17 protein-coding genes are annotated in these 20544 nt (G+C 41.9%); 6 read left to right on the forward strand and 11 right to left on the reverse strand.

Annotated features, from left to right (window positions below):
• Positions 1-141 precede the first annotated feature (141 nt).
• On the forward strand, positions 142-741 hold the full coding sequence (locus N473_RS08000; protein WP_063367451.1) for a class I SAM-dependent methyltransferase: 600 nt from the start codon (positions 142-144) through the stop codon (positions 739-741).
• Here the strand turns inward: N473_RS08000 and N473_RS08005 are convergent.
• Entirely contained in the window at positions 730-1719 is a 990-nt protein-coding gene (locus N473_RS08005; RefSeq protein WP_063367452.1) for a GlxA family transcriptional regulator, read from the reverse strand. The two genes, N473_RS08000 and N473_RS08005, sit on opposite strands and share 12 nt — an antisense overlap.
• 120 nt (positions 1720-1839) lie before the next feature.
• On the opposite strand from N473_RS08005, the gene N473_RS08010 reads away from it, so the two are divergent.
• The gene (locus N473_RS08010; RefSeq protein WP_063367453.1) at positions 1840-3741 is read left to right on the forward strand and encodes a beta-ketoacyl synthase; all 1902 of its coding nucleotides are present in this window, start codon (positions 1840-1842) and stop codon (positions 3739-3741) included.
• A 49-nt stretch (positions 3742-3790) separates the two neighbouring features.
• Here the strand turns inward: N473_RS08010 and fghA are convergent, their stop codons facing one another.
• Both fghA and N473_RS08020 read right to left on the reverse strand, forming a co-directional pair.
• Positions 3791-4636, reverse strand: coding sequence for an S-formylglutathione hydrolase (gene fghA / locus N473_RS08015; protein ID WP_063367454.1), 846 nt, complete (start codon positions 4634-4636; stop codon positions 3791-3793).
• A gap of 81 nt (positions 4637-4717) precedes the next feature.
• The gene (locus N473_RS08020) at positions 4718-5839 is read right to left on the reverse strand and encodes an S-(hydroxymethyl)glutathione dehydrogenase/class III alcohol dehydrogenase (RefSeq protein WP_063367455.1); all 1122 of its coding nucleotides are present in this window, start codon (positions 5837-5839) and stop codon (positions 4718-4720) included.
• 99 nt (positions 5840-5938) lie between these two features.
• On the opposite strand from N473_RS08020, the gene N473_RS08025 reads away from it, so the two are divergent.
• Complete coding sequence (locus N473_RS08025) at positions 5939-6814, forward strand: LysR family transcriptional regulator (protein WP_063367456.1); 876 nt, start codon at positions 5939-5941, stop codon at positions 6812-6814.
• Here N473_RS08025 and N473_RS08030 read toward each other — a convergent pair.
• Positions 6811-8478, reverse strand: a complete 1668-nt coding sequence (locus N473_RS08030) for a SulP family inorganic anion transporter (RefSeq protein ID WP_063367457.1) — start codon at positions 8476-8478, stop codon at positions 6811-6813. The genes N473_RS08025 and N473_RS08030 overlap by 4 nt on opposite strands.
• 156 nt (positions 8479-8634) lie before the next feature.
• On the opposite strand from N473_RS08030, the gene N473_RS08035 reads away from it, so the two are divergent.
• The 3 genes from N473_RS08035 to N473_RS08045 are packed head-to-tail and all read left to right on the forward strand — an operon-like array spanning position 8635 to position 11759.
• Positions 8635-9837 (forward strand): lipoprotein-releasing ABC transporter permease subunit, encoded by a 1203-nt coding sequence (locus tag N473_RS08035; protein ID WP_063367458.1) that lies wholly within the window; start codon positions 8635-8637, stop codon positions 9835-9837.
• Complete coding sequence (gene lolD / locus N473_RS08040; RefSeq protein WP_063367459.1) at positions 9830-10537, forward strand: lipoprotein-releasing ABC transporter ATP-binding protein LolD; 708 nt, start codon at positions 9830-9832, stop codon at positions 10535-10537. Before N473_RS08035 ends, lolD begins: the two co-directional genes overlap by 8 nt.
• On the forward strand, positions 10530-11759 hold the full coding sequence (locus N473_RS08045) for a lipoprotein-releasing ABC transporter permease subunit (protein ID WP_063367460.1): 1230 nt from the start codon (positions 10530-10532) through the stop codon (positions 11757-11759). The genes lolD and N473_RS08045 overlap by 8 nt, the downstream gene beginning before the upstream one ends.
• Before the next feature lie 13 nt (positions 11760-11772).
• On the opposite strand, the gene N473_RS08050 is transcribed toward N473_RS08045, so the two are convergent.
• Genes N473_RS08050 through N473_RS08080 form a run of 7 tightly spaced genes read right to left on the reverse strand, consistent with a single transcriptional unit; the run spans position 11773 to position 20540 of the window.
• The gene (locus N473_RS08050; protein WP_063367461.1) at positions 11773-13398 is read right to left on the reverse strand and encodes a bifunctional diguanylate cyclase/phosphodiesterase; all 1626 of its coding nucleotides are present in this window, start codon (positions 13396-13398) and stop codon (positions 11773-11775) included.
• Between the two features lie 2 nt (positions 13399-13400).
• The gene (locus N473_RS08055; protein WP_063367462.1) at positions 13401-14474 is read right to left on the reverse strand and encodes a protein-glutamate methylesterase/protein-glutamine glutaminase; all 1074 of its coding nucleotides are present in this window, start codon (positions 14472-14474) and stop codon (positions 13401-13403) included.
• Positions 14471-15274, reverse strand: coding sequence for a CheR family methyltransferase (locus N473_RS08060; protein ID WP_063367463.1), 804 nt, complete (start codon positions 15272-15274; stop codon positions 14471-14473). Before N473_RS08060 ends, N473_RS08055 begins: the two co-directional genes overlap by 4 nt.
• Positions 15275-15283: 9 nt before the next feature.
• A complete protein-coding gene (locus N473_RS08065; RefSeq protein WP_063367464.1) occupies positions 15284-15829 on the reverse strand; it encodes a chemotaxis protein CheW in 546 nt (181 codons plus the stop codon).
• The gene (locus N473_RS08070; protein ID WP_063367465.1) at positions 15822-16418 is read right to left on the reverse strand and encodes a chemotaxis protein CheW; all 597 of its coding nucleotides are present in this window, start codon (positions 16416-16418) and stop codon (positions 15822-15824) included. Before N473_RS08070 ends, N473_RS08065 begins: the two co-directional genes overlap by 8 nt.
• A 5-nt stretch (positions 16419-16423) precedes the next feature.
• Entirely contained in the window at positions 16424-18406 is a 1983-nt protein-coding gene (locus N473_RS08075; RefSeq protein ID WP_063367466.1) for a methyl-accepting chemotaxis protein, read from the reverse strand.
• A 19-nt stretch (positions 18407-18425) separates the two neighbouring features.
• Positions 18426-20540, reverse strand: coding sequence for a chemotaxis protein CheA (locus N473_RS08080; protein ID WP_063367467.1), 2115 nt, complete (start codon positions 20538-20540; stop codon positions 18426-18428).
• Positions 20541-20544 lie beyond the last annotated feature (4 nt).

Genomic DNA, 20544 nt, shown 5'->3' on the forward strand with positions numbered 1-20544 from the left:
CGGTAGAACGGTTGTACTGCAAAGCTAGGCTACCTATAAAGCAAATTAGTTTATCGTTCAGAGGCGATTTACATAGTAAAGAAAGCTGCTTATGGTTTTACCGTTATATTAACAATATTATTTAACAATAAAGTAGGGTAGATGGTCGCAGGTACTTTTGGATATGAAAGTGACATTCAAACTTTCGCAGAGGCAAGTTTTGGTCTTAAATTTGAAAACATAAACCAAGATTTTTTGCCATTCTTACCTGTTAAAGGTTCTAAAGCATTAGATGCTGGCTGTGGAGTCGGTCAAAATGCTGCTGCGCTTTCAAGGTTAGGTTATGAGGTCGTCGCGGTAGAGCCATTAACTGCGTTCTTAGACAAAGCAAAGATCCGTTACAAAGGCAGCTCTGTCGAATGGTTGGAAGACAGTTTGCCCGATTTGAAGCTACTTGATGATTCAAAATATACTTTTGACTTTATTTTGTTAGATGGTGTTTGGCATCATTTAAGCTTTCAAGAACGTAAACGATGTGTTGGAAGACTCTATGAACTATTGTTGCCAAATGGTGTTTGTGCAATTTCTTTGAGAAATGGACCGGCAGGCTTGGGAAAACATGTTTTTCCTGCGAGTTGTGATGAGCTTTTGGGCTTGGCAAGCGAATATGGCTTGAAAGTGGTTTTTCAAACCCAAAATCAACCCAGTAAAATGCCCAATAAACAAGATGTGACTTGGTCTCGAATTGCACTAAGAAAATAGCTTCTTGCGGACAATTTTGCGATATGCACTTGGTGTCTGGTTCATTTGTTCTTTAAATGCTCGCGACAATTGGCTTTGTGAATTAAATCCAACTGTCAGCGCAATTTCTTGAATACTTAAGTTGCTAGATGCCAACAATTCGCAGGCTTGTTGAAGCCGAACTTCCTGTAGATAAGCAATTGCCGTTTTTCCTGTTGCTACTTTGAATCGTCTGTTGAAACTTCGGTAGCTCATATCAAATTGCTGAGCGACTGAAGCTAACGATTCAACGGAACTGGCATTATTTTTCAGCCAAAATTGAATTGCCGCGATTTGTTCATCGCTATATCTATCAACTGCCCCCTCCAAATAACGTTGTTCTTCGTATGGTTTTCTGATTTCGTGTGAAAAGTTTTGCTGTACATGGTTTGCGGCATCTTTACCATAAAATTGTCCTATCAAATGCACGACAACATCAGCCAGTGCATTGAGGCTTGCTACTGTGTAAAGTCGGTCTGACTGTGTAATGAAATAATCTGGTTTTAAGTCCACATTTGGGTAGCTTTTCATGAACTGATTAGCATAATGCCAGTGAGTAGTAGCAGAGTGGCCATTTAAGATGCCAGACTCCGCTAAAAAACAGACGCCCGTACCGACACCTATGATGGTTGCACCTTGTTCCCAAGCATCGCCTAAGTTTTTTGCAAGCTTGGGATTATGTCTCACCACGGGCCTAGGGTTTCGCCAAATACTGGGCACAATGACATAGTCGTAAGTTTCTAGTGCTTGAAAATCAGTTTGCACCGCCATACTCATGCCGATACTGCTTTCTACAGGGCCCCCGTTTTCACTTAGGCAGTGTATTTCTAAAGGCTTGTAAGTATTCTTATTATGCCGTTTTGCGTAAGCCTCTCCTGCGCGCAGCATTTCAACGGGAAGCGTCACACTGGTGATTAATAATTGCTCATACAGAGTAAGGGCGATTTTAACTTTTTGCATATTTCCAATTAGATTTGTGCTTTTTGGCGAAAAATGTCAATTCAGTGGCGAATTATGTAAAGCTATATTATCTACTTCATTCTAGAATTATTGCAACAAATAAGTATTAAAGAGTTAAGTATGACAGCATTACCTATTATTGTCGGTATGGGTGGTATTAATGCCGCAGGTAGAACATCTTTTCACCAAGCATATCGTAGAATCGTTCTTGATAAACTCGATCATAACGACAGAGCAGATACCTTTTTAGGCCTTGCTACGTTAATGAATTTAGTGTCTGTAGACGGTGAGAATTTGATCACTCAAGACGGTGAAGTGATAACCAAAGCAGATGTTGAAAGCAAAGTAGGTGAGCAGGTTATTGCTGGTACTTTAATTCGTAAAATAGAAAAAAACCACTTTGATGTTGACGCGACACATTGGCAGCAAAAGCTAACAATTACAGCCAATACTGAGCAAGGTCTTCGTTTTACATGTCGTAAAAAAGACTTGCCGACACCAGTGCCTAGCAGCTGGTCAGTGGAAGAAGTTGATGCCAAAACAGTAAACGTGCATGTACCGGAGCAACTTGAAGTAAAACACGATAGTTACAGAGATAACCCGATAAAAGCAGCCGGCCAGTTACCAACTGGCTTTGAACCTGCAAAAATGTATAACAGCCGCTATCAACCTAGAGGTTTGCAAGCGACTATCTTCGCAGCGACAGATGCGATTAAATCAACAGGTCTTGATTGGGATAGTGTGATGTCTAGCGTTAAGCCTGACGAAATTGGCACTTATTCAGCGTCAGTGGCAGGTCAAATGGACAATGAAGGTTTAGGTGGTTTAGTGAGAAGCCGATTAAGAGGCGATCGCGTAAGCACCAAGCAGTTGGCGCTCGGTTTAAATACCATGTCTACAGATTTTATTAATGCATATGTGACAGGCAGTGTAGGCACGACTTTCTCAACAGCGGGTGCATGTGCAACTTTCTTATACAACTTGCGTGCTGCGGTCAATGACATTCAAGCAGGTCGTACACGTGTAGCGGTTGTCGCCAGTGTTGAATGTGCTTTGACACCAGAAGTGATTGAAGGCTTCGGAAATATGGGCGCTCTTGCAAACGAAGAAGGGTTGAAAAAGTTAGACAATACAGACGAAGCTGATCATCGCAGAACGAGTCGTCCGTTTGGAGAAAACTGTGGTTTTACCATAGGTGAAGGCGCTCAGGTTGCTATTCTAATGGATGATAAACTCGCGTTAGAACTAGGCGCAGAGGTGATGGGCTCTGTTGTTGATGTATTTGTAAATGCGGATGGTGTTAAGAAGTCAATTACGGCGCCAGGTCCGGGTAACTACATTACAATGGCAAAATCGGTAGCGTTGGCACAAGAAATTGTTGGACAAGAGTCTTTGCAAAAGCGAAGTTTCATCTTGGCACATGGCTCTAGCACACCGCAGAACCGAGTGACTGAATCAGCTATTTATCACAAAGTTGCGCAAGCGTTTTCAATTAATGGTTGGAAGCTGGCAGCGCCTAAAGCTTATGTTGGTCATACAATTGCGCCTGCATCGGGCGATCAGCTAGCTATCGCATTGGGTGTATTTAGCCACAATATTATGCCGGGTATCACAACAATTGATAAAGTCGCTGATGATGTATTTGATGAACACTTGGACATCCGTAACTATCACTATGATTGTGGTGATATGGATATTGCATTCATCAACTCCAAAGGTTTCGGCGGCAATAACGCGACAGCCACTGTGTTTTCTCCAAAAGTAACAGCGCGTCTGTTGGCTAAACGTCACGGTGAATCTGTGGTAGCGGAATATCAGCAGAAGCTGGCAAAAACCACAGAGAGACAGCAAGCGTATAAGCAAGCGGCTGATTTAGGTAATTATGAACTGATATATCGTTTTGGTAACGGTATGGTTGATGAGTCGCAGCTGACCATAGATCAAAATGAATTACACATACCTGGCTTCGATGAAGCGATTAAACTTACAGGTAATAATCAGTACGCTGATCTGAGCAAATAGAATTAATGTTAAGCAACAAAGGCGCTAAGGAGTAGCGCCTTTTTTATTTTTACGCTTTTAAATACTGCGCGTGGAATTGAATATGTTGCTCAATGAATGAGCTAATAAAAAAGTAGCTGTGATCGTACCCGTTATGAAGCTGATAATCGATATCATAACCAGTCGTTTTAGCAGCGTTAAGCAATACTTCGGGCTTGAGCTGCTCGGTTAAAAACACGTCATCACTGCCTTGGTCAATCTTGATAGGGATCTTTCTATCTATTGTGTTTTCAAGCAGTATCTTGCTTGCATCATATTGTGCCCACAGAGATTCATCCTCACCCAAGTATCCGGTAAATGCTTTTACACCCCAAGGACAGCCCATTGGGTTTGTGATTGGTGCAAACGCAGAAATACTTGCATATTGATTACTATTTTTAAGCCCGATAGTCAGTGCACCGTGACCCCCCATTGAATGTCCACTGATGGCTTTTTTATTCGAGACAGGAAAATGAGACTCGATAAGTTTAGGTAGTTCAACCGTTATGTAGTCATACATCTTATAGTGAGATGCATAGGGCGCTTGAGTGGCATTTAAATAAAAGCCAGCACCAAGACCGAAGTCATAGCTGCCATTCTCATCATCAGCAACATCCTCACCACGAGGGCTGGTGTCTGGCGCGACAATGGCGATGCCATGTTCGCTGGCATACTTGAACACACCTGCTTTTTGCATGAAATTTTCATCGGTGCAGGTGAGTCCAGAAAGCCAATATAGTACTGGTAACTTACAATTTATATCGACTGTTTTTGGCAAAAAAATGGCGAACGTCATGTCGCAGTTGTTAGAGATACTTTGGTGCTTGTAGCGTTGATGTATGCCACCAAATACTTTGTTTTCGCTGATTAATTCCATATTATAGGCAACTTAAAATTAAATAAAAATTTTAACGTGATAAAAGCGATGCATGTTAACGCACCGCTTTTTAAGTTTTTGTTAGTAATGGATAACTGAGCGAATGCTCTTACCTTTATGCATTAAATCAAATGCTTCATTGATGTCATTTAAAGCCATCGTATGGGTAATGAAATCATTGAGTTTAAACTCACCAGCCATATATCTTTCAACAATTTCTGGTAGCTCTGAACGACCCTTTACGCCGCCAAAAGCAGTACCACGCCAAACGCGTCCAGTAACAAGTTGGAATGGGCGTGTTGAAATTTCTTGACCTGCACCAGCAACGCCGATAATAACTGACTCGCCCCAGCCTTTGTGGCAACACTCAAGGGCGCTGCGCATCACGTTGACGTTACCAATACATTCGAATGAGAAGTCTACGCCGCCATCGGTCATTTCTACAATCACTTCTTGGATTGGCTTATCATAATCGTTCGGGTTGATTAAATCAGTTGCACCAAGCTTCGTTGCCAGTTCAAATTTATCGGTATTGATATCTACACCAATAATTCGGCTTGCACCAGCCATGGTTGCACCAATAATCGCTGACAGTCCAATACCACCTAGACCAAATATTGCAACGGTGTCACCTTTTTGTACTTTCGCGGTGTTCAGCACTGCACCCATACCGGTTGTAACACCGCAGCCAAGTAAGCAGATCTCTTCAAGAGGGGCTTCTTTATTAACCTTTGCAAGAGAAATCTCTGGTAATACAGTGTACTCTGAGAAGGTTGAAGTCCCCATGTAGTGATAAATTGGCTCACCATCTTTATAGAAGCGCGTTGTGCCATCTGGCATGAGGCCTTTACCTTGCGTTTCTCTTATTTTTTGGCACAAGTTGGTTTTACCAGACGTACAAAACTTACATTCACCACACTCAGGCGTGTAAAGTGGAATAACGTGGTCACCAATCTCTAGGCCCGTCACTCCTTCACCGATGGCTTCAACGATACCTGCGCCTTCATGCCCTAAAATTGCAGGGAAAACACCTTCAGGATCTTCACCTGATAGCGTAAAAGCATCCGTATGACATACACCAGTGGCTGTAATTTTAACCAACACTTCGCCAGCTTTAGGCATCATGACATCGACTTCTTCGATGCTGAGAGGTTTGCCTGGGCCCCATGCGATGGCGGCTTTAGATTTAATAAATTGTGCCATGTTCTTGTTTTCCTATTTTTATAGAGAAGCTTAAGTATAACCTTTATTATAAATTTGATAATCTCGAAAATAATAAAAGACTTTTACGGATTTGTAATAATGGATAGGTGGATTGGAATAGATGAATTTGTAGCCGTCGCGGTGTATGGCTCTTTTACAGGTGCCGCAGAACAATTAGACACCTCTGTAGCACAGGTGAGCCGCCGGGTTAAAACGCTTGAAAGCACTCTTGGCTATCAATTACTAAACCGTACGACAAGAAAACTGTCTTTAACAACGGAAGGTAATGTTTTTCTATCTCATGCAAAACACTTACAACATGCATTGGATGATGCGACTTCAGCGCTTCGACAAAGAGATAGTCAACCTGCGGGAAAGATAAAGATGACAGCGCCAGTGATGTATGGAGAGCAATATATTATGCCATTGGTCAACGAATTTATGGCGTTGTATCCGAATATTCAAATTGACATGGAGCTCAATAATAACAAGCTTGATTTAATAGAGCAGGGATTCGACTTTGCGATTCGATTGGGGAATTTGAAAGATTCGTCAATGAGAGCGAGACTACTGTCACATCGGCAAACCTTAGTGTGTGGTTCACCAGCATATTTAGCTAAATCAACACCGATAAAGTACATTAAAGATCTAGAAAAACATATTTGCTTGGTTGGTCAGTCGAGTGTTTGGCGTTTTATAGATGGCGGTAAAGAGTGCCAGATGAATGTTAAAGGTAGACTCCGCTGCAACAGTGGCTGGGCGTTGGTTGATGCCGCTAAACAAGGGTTAGGATTAGCGCAGTTGCCCCATTATTATTTAACAGAAGCCATTGAAAAAGGTGAACTTGTAGAAGTATTGGATGGGTATAGACCAGAGTCGGAAGGTGTCTGGGCGGTTTACCCACCCAGACGGTATTTACCAACGTCTGTCAGAGAGTTGCTTGAATTTATTGCCGATGGCATAAAGTCAAATTAGCTCTGTGTTGTTGATATTGACATAGCCTCAAGTGCTTTGTGGAGCGCAGCTTCACGACTATGACAGAATGCATCGGTTCCAAGCTTTTCGCGAATATTAATTTTGTTCAACTTTTCACTCGTCTCTTGGTTGGGCGAGTAGATAAATACTTGAACATTGGCATCAATGGCATCTGTGATCGCATTTTCGATTGCTAAGCTCACAGTGACATCCAGCATAGCAACATCACTTAAGTCCAATACCATGGTTTTATATTCACTGATATATCTGTGCTGCCGCGCAATCGCTTTTGATACACTGAAAATCATTGGGCCAGATAAGTAGAAAAATAGTAATTTTCCTTGTGCTTTTTCTAATAGTTCCTTTTCATGGCTATTTAATGGTACCTCTTCATCAGTATCATTGTCGCTAATGGCTTTAACATGCTGCTCTTGCACTCGGCTCAAACGCTCAATCACCATGATATTAGAGATAAATACACCTAGACCAACTGCCACGATCAAGTCGACAAATACAGTTAAGAGCATCACGCCATACATAATCGCCATTTGACTTATACTCAGTTTGTGCGCGCGTTGAATGAAGCTCCAATCCAAGATGTTATAGCCTACATAAACAGCGATACCGGCCAGTACTGCCATTGGAATGGGTTCAGTGAGACCGCCTGCAACAAAGACCACTGCCATTAAGATCAATGCGCGAATAATACCTGCAAGGGGCGAGCGTGCACCTACTTGAATATTCACCACCGTGCCCATTGTCGCACCTGCGCCAGGCAACGCGCCAAATAAACCTGAAATCATATTTGCAACGCCCTGGCCACGAAGTTCTTTATCAGAATCATGTTCAGTTCGAGTCAAGCTGTCTCCGATAACTGCTGTGAGCAGTGTATCAATACAGCCTAAGGTGCCCAGAACAAGTGCATCAATGACCATTGAAGTAAACTGCTCAGCGGTAAAGGTAGGCCAAACTATTGAAGGCAAACCACTGGGTATTTCACCAATTCGGTTTATGCTGTCAGTATCAAAAATGATGATAGAGACTAATGTTACTGCCACCAGTGCAACCAATTGAGCGGGTACGTATTGGCGATACTTTTGAGGTAAATAGAACAAGATAGCCAGTGTCAAAATACCTAAAAATAGCTCAGCAAAATGTAAGTCTAGGAGTAAATCAGGTAGCGCACTCAGCGTGCCTAACACTCCTCCTGGTGGAGCTTGATGTCCCAATAAAGGCGCAAGCTGTAAAATGATGAGAATGACCCCGATACCAGACATAAAGCCGGAAATAACGCTGTAGGGCATTAATGTGACATATTTGCCGAGTTTTAATGTACCGAGTAGTATCTGAAATGCCCCGGCCATCATTACAACAGTAAAGCCCATTGCAAGTCCGTTTTCGGGGTACTGTGCCATCATAGTGGTCAGAACAGCGGTCATAATAACCGTCATCGGACCTGTTGGCTCAGAAATCAAAGAGGTAGAACCGCCAAATAAGGCAGCAAAGAGACCGACGAGAATAGCGCCCCACATTCCTGCTTCTGCACCGGCACCAGAAGCAACCCCGAAGGCGAGGGCAAGGGGAAGAGAAATAATAGCAGTGGTCACACCACCGAACAAATCCCCCTTAAAATTCATATGCTTAAATCTGTCTAGGGATAACATAGAACTTCCATACCGCAAGATTTCACGCATTTTACACCAAATTGAGACATTAAGTAGCGGATAATTAAAAAATTTTTACACACCAAGGTGTGACCAGTTGATCTCATATGTGTTAGCATTACTCAATTAGAAGAAATTAAAGAAATAAATTTTAATATGTTTCAATCGGTTAGCCTTTTTGTTGGGCTTAGATACAGTCGTTCTTCCAAGGGAAATGCGTTTGTTTCTTTTATCTCATTTTTCTCGATAGCGGGGATAGCGCTTGGATTAATGTCATTAATAACAGTGAATTCGGTTATGAATGGCTTTGAGCAAAGCCTGAAAAATGCCATGCTTGATCTCATCCCACATGTACAGCTTTCTGAAAAAGATAATCACCAACCTGCAGCCAGTTTAAATACTCTATCAGTATTGCCTGGTGTGAAACGTGCTTCACCCTACGTCACATCTGATGTCATATTGCAAACCAATAAAGAACTGGTTGGTGTTAGATTACAAGGCTCGTTTTCTGGTCATCCAACGGCAATTAATCCGCATATTGAATCTGGTAGTGTAAAAGCAATGCATGATAAGCGCTATCAACTGGCCATTAGCCGATTTTTGGCGAACAAGTTAGATGTGAGCATCGGCGATAAAGTTCGCGTTATTTTTCCTGATATAACCAGTTATACCCCGTTAGGTCGAGTGCCTAAACAGAGGTTGTTTTCTGTGGCAGCTATCTATAACTCTCGAAGTGAAGCGGATACAACATTGGCGTTTGCAGATGGCGCGAGTCTTATGAAGTTATTGAAAAAGCAATCAGGTGAATATGATGTCAGCTTAACGTTAGACGACGCTTTTTCTATAGCAGATTTTAAGTCTAAAAATAAGCAGCTGTTGTCCGAGTTTAGTTATCAAGACTGGCAAGTGCAGCAGGGGGCATTGTTTGCAGCTGTTGCCATGGAAAAACGAGTGATGTCTTTATTACTCGCGCTGATTGTTGTGGTTGCTGTATTTAATATCATATCTGCGCTTTCAATGATGGTGAGTGAGAAACAAGGTGAAGTTGCTATATTACAAACTTTAGGGTTTACACCAAATAAAATAGCGCAAGTATTTATGATTCAAGGCCTTTATAACGGCCTTGTAGGTACTTTGATTGGCGCTATATGTGGCCTTTTGTTGGCTGCAAACATCAATGAGGTGTTAAACCTTGTTGGATTGTCGCTATTAGGTGGCATGGAGCTACCAGTTAAATTCGATAGCATGAGTTTATTTTTTATAATTTTTACCAGTTTGTTATTAAGTTTTTTAGCCACACTTTATCCTGCACAAAAAGCAGCAAGAGTGATGCCTGCCGAGGTTTTAAGATATGAATGATCCCGTGATCCAATGCCAAGCACTCAATAAATCATACCATGAGGCAGGTAACCAAGTGTCCGTGCTCAAAGGAGTGGACTTATCTTTAGAACAAGGAGAAACGCTCTCTATTGTCGGTAGTTCAGGCTCGGGAAAAAGTACGTTGCTACATATTTTGGGCACCCTCGATTCAGCCACAGAAGGCACGTTGAAAATTAAAGGCACTGACGTGCAGACATTATCACGGGCCAAGCAAGCTGACTTTAGAAATCAACATATGGGGTTTATCTACCAGTTCCACCACTTATTAATGGACTTTAGCGCGCTAGAAAATGTTGCAATGCCACTTTTAATTGGTGGCAAATCAAAACAGGATGCTAAAACTGAAGCTGCGCAAATGCTTGATAAAGTGGGGCTAGGTCACCGAGTTGATCACCGCCCGTCGGAGCTCTCTGGTGGTGAAAGACAGCGTGTTGCAATCGCAAGGGCGCTTGTTACTAAACCTTCGTTGGTGCTTGCCGATGAACCAACTGGAAATTTGGACAAGCACAATGCACTTAAAATTTATGAGCTCTTAAACGAGTTAAATAAAGAGTTTGATACCAGTTTTGTTATCGTGACGCATGACCTTGAACTGGCTGAGAAGTTGGGGCGTGTTGTACAATTGGATGATGGCGTGCTCGTTGAATATCAAAAAGACGGTGGTCGTACGCATGCTTAGCCTGTTTTTAAGCAAACGATTACGAGAAACCAAACATCAGAGTGGTTTTATTGGTTTTTTGAGTAAAGCATCAACCATAGGTGTCTTTTTGGGCGTAACGGTGCTAATTGTCGCATTATCAGTCATTAACGGGTTTGAACAGCAACTTAAAGAACGCTTACTTTCTGTTGTTCCTCATGTTAGCTACCAAGCACCTTATGATCCGATTCAGGATTGGCCTCAAAAGGTTAATTTGCTTGAAAATCAGCTGGGTGTTGTGAGCGCAACGCCAGAGATAAACGTCACAGGTATGGTGCAGTACAAAGGCAAGTTGAAAGCTACGCAACTAAAAGCAATTGAGCCAAGCAAACATAATCAGGTTTCTAGTATTCACCGCTATATCAATCCCCTAAAACTTGAACGTTTAGGAGAAAATGAGATAGTGCTCGGCAAAGGGATCGCAACTCAATTAGGCGTGAGTCTAGGTGATAAAGTCACTGTTCTGATTGCGAATCAACACGCGAAGAATGCGTTAGCGGCACCAAAGCGTGTGTCATTTAACGTAGCAGGGCTTATCTCAATGGGTGGGGAAGTTGATAAAAACTTAGCGATAGTGAGCTTGGCAAAGGTACAGCAGGCCTTATCGCTGGACAGCAAAACCGTGACGGGGCTTAGGTTATCAGTCGATGATGTATTCAATGCGCATCAAATTGCTATGAGCGCAGGACGTGCATTGCCTGACCTTGTTTATGTGCAGAGCTGGTTTAGAACACAGGGCAGCTTATATCAAGATATTCAGATGGTTAGAACCATTGTTTACTTAGTTGTGTTTTTAATCATCGCAGTTGCGAGTTTTAACATTATTTCTTCAATGGTGATGGAAGTAAAAGAAAAACAAGCCGACATTGCCATTTTAAAAACCATGGGCACACGCGATAGTACTATTTTTATGACATTTGCCGCACAAGGGCTAAGTTATGCTTTGGTAGGGGCGTTTTGTGGTTTGGTTGTTGGCACATTGCTCGCGCTCAATATCTCAGAGCTCTTTATGCTTTGGACCTCTATAGATGGAAATAACCCATTGCAGGGGGTGTACTTTATTGAGTTTTTACCGAGTAAATTAGATTTCACGGACATTGTAATTGTCTTGTTGGCAACGGTATTTATTTCAGTTATTTCTAGTATCTATCCAGCATGGCAGGCTACTAAAGTCGAGCCCGCACGTGTTCTTGGTGGAGGGTAATTTGGTGGAGCAACTAGCTTTCAAAATGTAGATAGCTAGATTTGTCTTCTAAAACATACTCAACAAAGGCGTCAATTGGCAGCGGTTTACTATAGTAGTAACCCTGAACATATTGCACGCCTTTTGCTTTTGCATAAATCATTTGCTCCATATCTTCGACACCCTCTGCAACCAAGGGTTTGTCTAGATTTTTTGCCAGTGAAACAATCGAGTTAAAGACCGATTGCAACTTGCCATCTTTAACCACATTCGTAACAAACGAGCGGTCTATTTTTATTTCATCGAAGTGTAACTTACAGAGGTAACTTAAGCTGGAAAAGCCCGTACCAAAGTCATCGATAGAAATAAGAAAGCCTTTGCTCTGCAAGGAAACCAACACTTCATTGACATATGAGAAGTTGTCTATCAGGGCTGATTCTGTGAGCTCCAGTTTGATACAACGCGGATCTATTTTGTATTCAGACAACGCACTGAGTAATTTGCTTTCAAAGTTAACGTCTAATATCTCCACCACGCTGATATTAATGGCAAACATATAGTTTTTTGGCTCAATGCCTTCACTTCTGAGTCTATCTTTTGCTTCTTTTATCTGTGAGAGGGTAAACATGGTGAGTTTGTTGATATCACCGGTACTTTCAACAATCGGTATAAACTCTACAGGTGAGACTGGCTGACCATCTAGCGTCCACCTCATTAAACACTCGGCGCCGATTAAACATTCTGTTTTAGTATCATGTAACGGTTGCAATACAACGCTAAAAGTATTGTTAGAGTTTTCATTGTGCAAAGCATCTCTTAGAGCGGTTTCTATTTTGTTTTGTCGCTCAATTTGCCGCGCTAACCCTTCCTGAAACTCGACGAGTCTCAACTTCTCTGATAATACATCAAAAGTCGCCATCTCAGCTTTGTTGAGGCTCAGCTCATGATCGTCTTTACCTATTTCTTTGTAATAACCTAAAGCGACGTTGCTGTAGAAACTACTGTCGTTAAACTCAAATGGTTCGTTAAGGTGGTTGTAAAGGGCTTCAATATTGATTGGGGATGAGTTAGGGATGAATACACAGAAGCAATCGGATGAATGTTTGGAAAATATCCCTTGTTCATATTCCCCTTGAAAGCGAGAAAGCACTTCCATAAAAACTAAGTTTGCGACGCCAATATTCCACACTTCAGATATTCGCTGATAATTACAGATTCGAATACAGCACATAACTCCAGGTGTATCCAGCTCCTGAACTTTTGCAATAAAGGCTTCTCGATATAGTAAACCTGTATGCGGATCTCTGATTGCAAGTTGTTTATTTAAGCGTCTAATCGCGACTAGTTCTTCAATTAAGTCGACTTTTACAAAGGTAAGATCATTCTTTCTTGTGTAACTGAACCTTACCCAATGTACATTGCTGTTGTCGACACTGACGCCAAGTTCAAGCTGTTCAAAACAAGATTCAAAAAGCACCTCTTTTGCTTCTATGTCATTAAAGTCTTCATCAAAAAATTTCAAAGTAGGGCAATTGACAATGTTATCACCCACATTCAGTGTTATTAAATTACTGGCTTTATCAGAAATTCCTGTAATGGTACCGTCTGGTTCATAGGCAACGTAGATGATACTTAGCAGTTCTAACAGGCTTTTTTGCATAGCTAACACCTTAACACTTTTAAAATTTGATACGGGATATTACTGAGCGAAAAGACTTTATCTACAGCGCCTCTTGCAATCGCCTCTTTTGGCATACCAAAAACAACACAACTTGCTTCACTTTCGGCAAAATTAATGGCACCAGCTTGTTTCATGTCTAACATACCTGAGGCACCGTCATCACCCATACCTGTTAGAATGACGCCAATGGCGTTACGGCCAACAGATTGTGCAACTGATCTAAACAACACATCAACAGAGGGGCGATGTCGACTTACCAACGGGCCATCCCGTACTTCTAAATAGTAGTCGCTACCTTGACGTTTTACCAACATGTGCTTACCACCGGGCGCGATATACACATAACCAGCTTTAAGTCGCATTGCATTTTCGCCTTCAACTACTGTGTGACGAGTGATCGTATTTAATCGTTGAGCAAACGCATGCGTGAACTTGCTAGGCATGTGTTGAACAATGACTATGGGTGGGGTATCAGGTGGTAGAAGGGATAAAAAACCTGTGAGTGCTTCGGTGCCACCCGTTGATGCGCCTACGGCAATCACCTTGTCGTGCGTTATAGGAGGCTTGAGCTCATTAGGTGGTGTGGCTGGTAACACTTCGTCAACCGTATGATGGTGCCTAATTGACTCCTCAGACAGGTAACGCATGGGCTTAACTTTGGCCTTTCCGGCTGCTTTTATGGCATCAACGATTTGAGTAATGCCTTGGTTATTTAAGAAATCAGTTAGGCCTTGAGTCGGCTTCGCGATCACGTCAACAGCGCCAGAGGCAAGCGCTTCCATTGCCGTTTCAGTATGTTTTTGGGTGAGAGCGGAGCACATGATCACAGGGGTTGGTTTTTCTTGCATGATTTTTTTGAGAAACGTAATGCCATCCATTTTTGGCATTTCTACATCTAGTAATATGACATCTGGCCAACAGAGTTTCATTTTTCGTTCAGCCAATAAAGGATCGGGTGCCGAACCAATTAGTTTAAGCTCTCTATCATGCTTGATTATTTCACCCACGAGTTGCCGCATTACCGCAGAGTCGTCGACGATAAACACGCTAATCATAACCGAACCTTTTTATAGATACAGGGTTGAATTAACTCCAGTCCAGGGCGTTTCTTTCGGAGAGACTCAGAGTGCCCTAAAAATAACAATCCGCCATGGTTTAATCGATGTATTATGTTGTCAATAATGGCTTTTTGTTTGATTTCATCGAAGTAAATTAAGACATTCCGTAAAAATATAATATCAAAAGAATAGTCTACATTTTTTAGTCGCAGCAAGTTATCAACATAGAAAGTGCAGTGGTTTTTGATGGCTTTGTTGACTGTGAATGTGCCTTCATTGTGGTCAACGCCTTTAAGACAGTACGCACGACGGTATTTTTTAGGTATTTTTTGCGATGTAGACATAGCAAAACAGGCTTCTTTTGCCATTTCGACCGCTGTAGGAGAAATATCTGTGCCAGTCACAGACCAGTTGCCGCCGTAAAACAAGTCGTCGAGCACCATCGCAATAGAGTAGGCTTCCTCGCCTGTGGATGACGCCGCACTCCATGCTTTAATATGAACTTGGCGACTGTTTTTTCCTCTAAAGTATTGATATAAAAATTCAAACTGAGCTTGTTCTCGAAAAAAATATGTTTCGTGCGTTGTCATCTTGTCGATGAAGATATCAAGCTCTTTTTTCCCATCTGGACTAATGATCAGCTGATAATACTTACTATGTGTCGCACATTTGGTTGCTCTTAAGCGAGAACTAAGCCTACTGGCCATAATGTCCGATTTTGATGAATTTAGCCGTATCCCAGTGTGTTCATCAAGCACTCTATTTAATTGATTAAATTCGAGCTTACTGATCGCCATTGGCTATAGTTACCTTTGACAGTAATCTATAAAAAATTGCTCTTGCTCAAGCTTTAATGAGGAGTTAATTTCATTCACATTGAGCACTCTTTTTATATCTAGTAACGTGGTGAGTTTGTTATTAATTTTTGCCATTTTCCACTCAAAGTGTCTTGGTATGTTAGATCCAAAAGAGGGGGATGATTCGAGTTTATTTAAATCGATAAACTCGATGGATACAACGCTATTCACTAACATACCAAGCGTCATTGATTCTTCTAGTGATTGGTCAAAAAAGTCATATAACACAATACAACTGTACTTATCGTAGGGTGTTGTGGACTTTAAGCCTAGCCGACTTTGCAAGTCCAATACGGGTATAACGCTACCGCGTACGTTAATTACTCCTCGAATTACATCCGAGCACATAGGCACCATGGTGGTGTCCACAAGCTCAATGACTTCTTTAACCGATTCAATTGGGATCCCAAAGTGGTCATGGCCAACTTTGACAAATAAATAGCGCAACTCACCTTTTTGTTGAATGTGGGCAATCTCTTGGTGACTATCATTCATGATTTACCTCATCTGATATTTCATCGGTCGCACTTTCAAGTATCGGACTGTCCTCACAAGCTTCTTCAGCTGGCTCATTTTCACTTAACTCAGCATTATTGAGATCTTCTATTAACTTGATGTCGTCTAAAGTGAGGATTTTTGAGATATCCAAAATAGTCATAAGCTTGTCTGGCAATTTGGCGAGTCCAAGTACAAAACGGCTGTGAAATTGCCCGCCAATACTTGGCACGCTATCTATGTCTGCGCCTGATATATCTAACACTTTAGTAACCATGTCGACTTTGAGTCCAATCGTAATTTCTTGGGCGTTAAATTGACATTCCGCGATGATAATACAGGTTCTATTGGTGATCTCTTGTGGCTGCTTTGCGAGTCGCAAAGATAAGTCGAAAACGGGGATCACCTCACCGCGTAAGTTAATGGCACCAATGATAAACTCTGGCGCCATCGGGATAGGGTCCACCTCAATATACTCCATAATTTCTTTTACTAACGAAATATTGATGGAGTAAGACGCGTGATTGAGCTCAAACGCCAAATACTTATCTTTGTCGACTAAACTATTCTGGGTTGTATGATCAGTCATAACATTTACTCATCAAATGGCGTATAGCCTTCTTCCGGCATTGAGCTTGAAGATTGCGACTCTTGTACTGAGCGTCTTAACTTGATCATTTGCCTGTCATTGCTGAGTTTGAAGTAGTTCACGGTTGAACGAATGTCGCTGGTTTGGTCTTGAACCATTTTAGCGGTTGAGGCTAATTCTTCTGACGCAGACGCATTTTGTTGTGCGATTTCATCCAGCTGCGATACTGTTCTGTTTATCTCGGCAACACTGGTGCTTTGCTCGGTAGAGGCTGCAGTAATTTCTTGAACTAGATCTGCGGTTTTACCAATGTTTGGCACCATTCTGTCTAACATGCCACCAGCGTGCTGGGCTATCTTCACACTGTTATCGGCAAGGGTACTGATATCTTGCGCTGCAACTTGAGATCGTTCCGCTAATTTTCTAACCTCATCTGCAACAACGGCAAAGCCTTTACCATGTTCACCCGCTCTGGCCGCTTCAATGGCTGCGTTTAAAGCCAATAAATTGGTTTTGTATGCAATGTCTTCAATTATCCCAATTTTTTCGGCGATTTGAGTCATGGCTTTAACGGTATCTTTTACAGCGCGTCCACCATCATTGGCTTCACTACTTGATTGTTTAGCGATGTCATTGGTGACTTTAGAATTCTCTGTGTTCATTGAAATTGAAGAGCTCATTTGTTCTAAGGACGCAGAGGTCTCTTCTACGCTTGCCGCAAGTTGATTTGAAGTGGAGCTGAGCATTCTTGAAGTCGTCCCAACTTCGTTGGTGCTGTGTGCGATAGACTCAACCGATTCTTGAATATCAAGTAGGATATTTTGTAAGCGTTCTATAAACCCATTGAAACTTCGCGCTGTTTCCCCAATTTCATCATTGCCAAAATCAGGAATACGTCTGGTCAAATCGCCTTCACCAGAGCGTAAATCTTCTGCTGCTTCTGCCAGGGCATTGATTGGAATAACGATACCACGGATAAGAAAAGCAGCCGTTGCAGTTGCCAACACAATGGCAACGACAAGTAATGCCCAGACCAAAGAGATACTTTCTCTTGCTGCAGTGACCAAGGCATTGAGAGACTCGTCACCTTCTTTTATTGCCTCATTAGAGATTTCTTCTAATAAGTCTTCAATTTTATTGAATACCTCGTGCTCTAGGCGGTCAACATCACTGGACGCTTTAATTTTGTCACGAGGGTCGTACATGGCGAAAATTTCTTTACCACCATTGTATAGCTCCATGTACATGCGTTCGACTTCGCTGAGCGCTTTGATTTCGGCAGGTTTTCTTTCTAACGGCTTGAGATCTGCCAGAAAGCCAGTAAAGGTTCTGGCATCTTTTTCAAAAGCGGCGTCTGCACCGAGCGCGCCACGCATATATGCATTTAGGGAGCTCATCATATCGCCTTGCTCGTCGATCAGCTCTAAGTAATATCTAACACCAGGTAGGTCGTCATTTACCACCTCATTAAAATCACCACTGCTGCCCGCATCTGCAACTTCTTCTTCTTTTAACGTGTCGAGCAGCTGCTCAAGGGGGATTGCAAATTCTTTATTTAGGTAGTCATATTTATCAATGGCTTTGGCTTCTAAGAGTGGATCGAAACGATCAAAAATGAGTTCTTGATTCTCATTGGCGTAGCGGCTTACTAACTCTTCTAGCTGGCGCAACAAAGAGTTGTTGACTGTGCCTAACTGTTTTAAGTCCTCCAGATAACGAATAAATTCGTTATAATTTGACCTAAAGTCTTCGCTTTCATCGGATTCGCCAGCGATGTATTCTAATACATTGCTATTCATATCTCCTAATTCGTCTAGCATGTTTAAGGCGTAGATAGTTTCAGGTATATCTACTTTACCGACGTCCACCGCGAATTCTTCAATCTCTCCATTTTTCAGTTGAACAGACATTGCTATTACCAATAGCAATACGCCCATGGTAAACATCGCAAGTATAATTTTGTTGCGAATGGTGAAGTTCTTAAACATGTTAGCTCTCCGGGATTGACTAATGCTTTTTCTCTAACGCCTCATATACTGAAATTGCAGACTTTATCAGGGCAGAAACATCTAAAATAATGGCTACATTTCCGCTTCCTAAAATCGTCGCACCGCTAATACATTTGAGTCCTTCGAACAACCTTCCTAGTGGTTTTACTACTGTTTGAAACTCACCTTTGAGTGAGTCGACAACCAAACCTGCCCGTAATGTACCAAATTGCACAATTACCAATGACTCTCTGGTATGGTCGATTTGTTCTTCAATGCCAAATAAGGTCCTAAGCCGAATAAATGGCAGTACTTCAGTTCTTAAATTGATATAGCTCTTGTCTTGTATATCTTGTTCAGAAACGACTTCATGTAGCTCTAAGCATTCCACAACGGTATCTAAAGGGATCACGTAATTTTCTTTGTGAACTTCAAACATGAAACCATCTATGATTGACAGGGTAAGAGGGAGTCTAATTAATATGGTAGAGCCTTGCCCAGGCAAACTTTCAACCTCAACACTGCCTCTTAAGCTGTCAATGTTTCTTTTAACGACATCCATACCGACACCACGACCAGAAATATTCGTGATTGATTCAGCTGTTGAAAACCCTGGCTCGAAGATAAGTAGGTTGATGTCTTTTTCTTGTAGTGTTTGATTGGCGCTCACCAAGCCTCTATCTACAGCACGCTTCAAAATTCGCTCTTGGTCTAAGCCTTTACCATCGTCACTGACCTCAATGACAATGGAGCCTGAGTCATGATAGGCCTTGAGTGTTAATTGCCCTTGTTCTGGCTTACCTTGCGCTCGCCTAGTTTCTGGGTCTTCTATACCATGATCAATGGCATTTCTGACTATGTGCATGAGCGGATCACTGACTTTTTCAACAAAGGTTTTATCAAGCTCAGTCTCAGCACCAATGATAGTCAAGTCGACCTGTTTACCTAGCTCATCAGCGATGTCCCTGACGACCCGTTTGAATTTATTAAATGTTTCTCCTATTTGAACCATTCGCAGCTTTAAAGAGCTGTCGCGAATATTCTCGACCAGTCGTTCAAGGAGAGCCATTGCTTCGATTAATGTTTCGTTGCCTGTTTCATGGGCAAGCAAATTTGTTCTTGCTCCAGTAATCACCATTTCGCCAACTTGATCAATTAGCCTGTCCAGTTTTAGGGCTTCAACACGCAATGTTTTACTTTTATGTATCTTTGAGGTGTTTGCCGCAGTGGGGGGATTTGAGTTAGTGCCAGCTAGCTCCGTATTGGTAGGTTCCTTTTTTTGGCTTAAAAGCTCGATAATATCTGCAAGTGCAGGATCTGCCTGTTTAAGTGCGTTGGTGACAAAATCAATGTCTTGGTATTTCTGAATGCTCGATTTTAAAACGTCTGCATCCCCATGAGGGGGCAGTATAGCAACATGCGCCTCTCCAAGAATAAATTCGAACACGTCTTTAATTTCTTCTTCAGTTTTCTCCGTATCAAATGAAAGAATAAACGAAAGGTAGTTAGATTCTGGATCAAACTGCTGTGGCCCAAACATACCATCAAACCAAGTGCTTACTTTGAGATCTTGTGTTTCTGAATCTAAATAATGTATGAAAGAGTAGGGATCGAGTCCGTTTCTTAAAACATTTTCGTTTGGTACAAAAAACACTATCCAGCGCTGATTGTCTAATAAGTTTCCAGAGGATTTTGCAGCTGAAGTGCCTTCCTCAGAGTTACTAGGCTCCGCATCAATGTACTTTGAGAAGCACGCGACTAGATGATTAACCTTGTTTAGTAAATCCTGATCGGGCTCTGTCTCAGCTGCCGCCAGTGTGATCAATACCTCAGTGGCATCTCTTGTTTCTAGATATAGTGAAATCAGGTCTTTATCTAATTGTAGTTCGCCGTTGCGAGCGCTTTCTAACAAAGTCTCTGCGATATGGGTGAGCGTAACAACGTGCTCAAAATCGAATATGCCGGCGCTGCCCTTTATCGTATGAATGGCCCTAAACAGCGCATTAATAATTTCGCTGGTATGCTCTTCTGAAGATTCAGATTCTAAATCTAAGAGCCCGTTTTCCATCTCTTGTAACAGTTCTTTTGATTCAGTTACAAAAGTGGCTATAGCAGACGACAAATCGATAGACATGACT

It is taken from the genome of Pseudoalteromonas luteoviolacea CPMOR-1, from assembly GCF_001625685.1.
GTDB lineage: Bacteria > Pseudomonadota > Gammaproteobacteria > Enterobacterales > Alteromonadaceae > Pseudoalteromonas > Pseudoalteromonas luteoviolacea_K.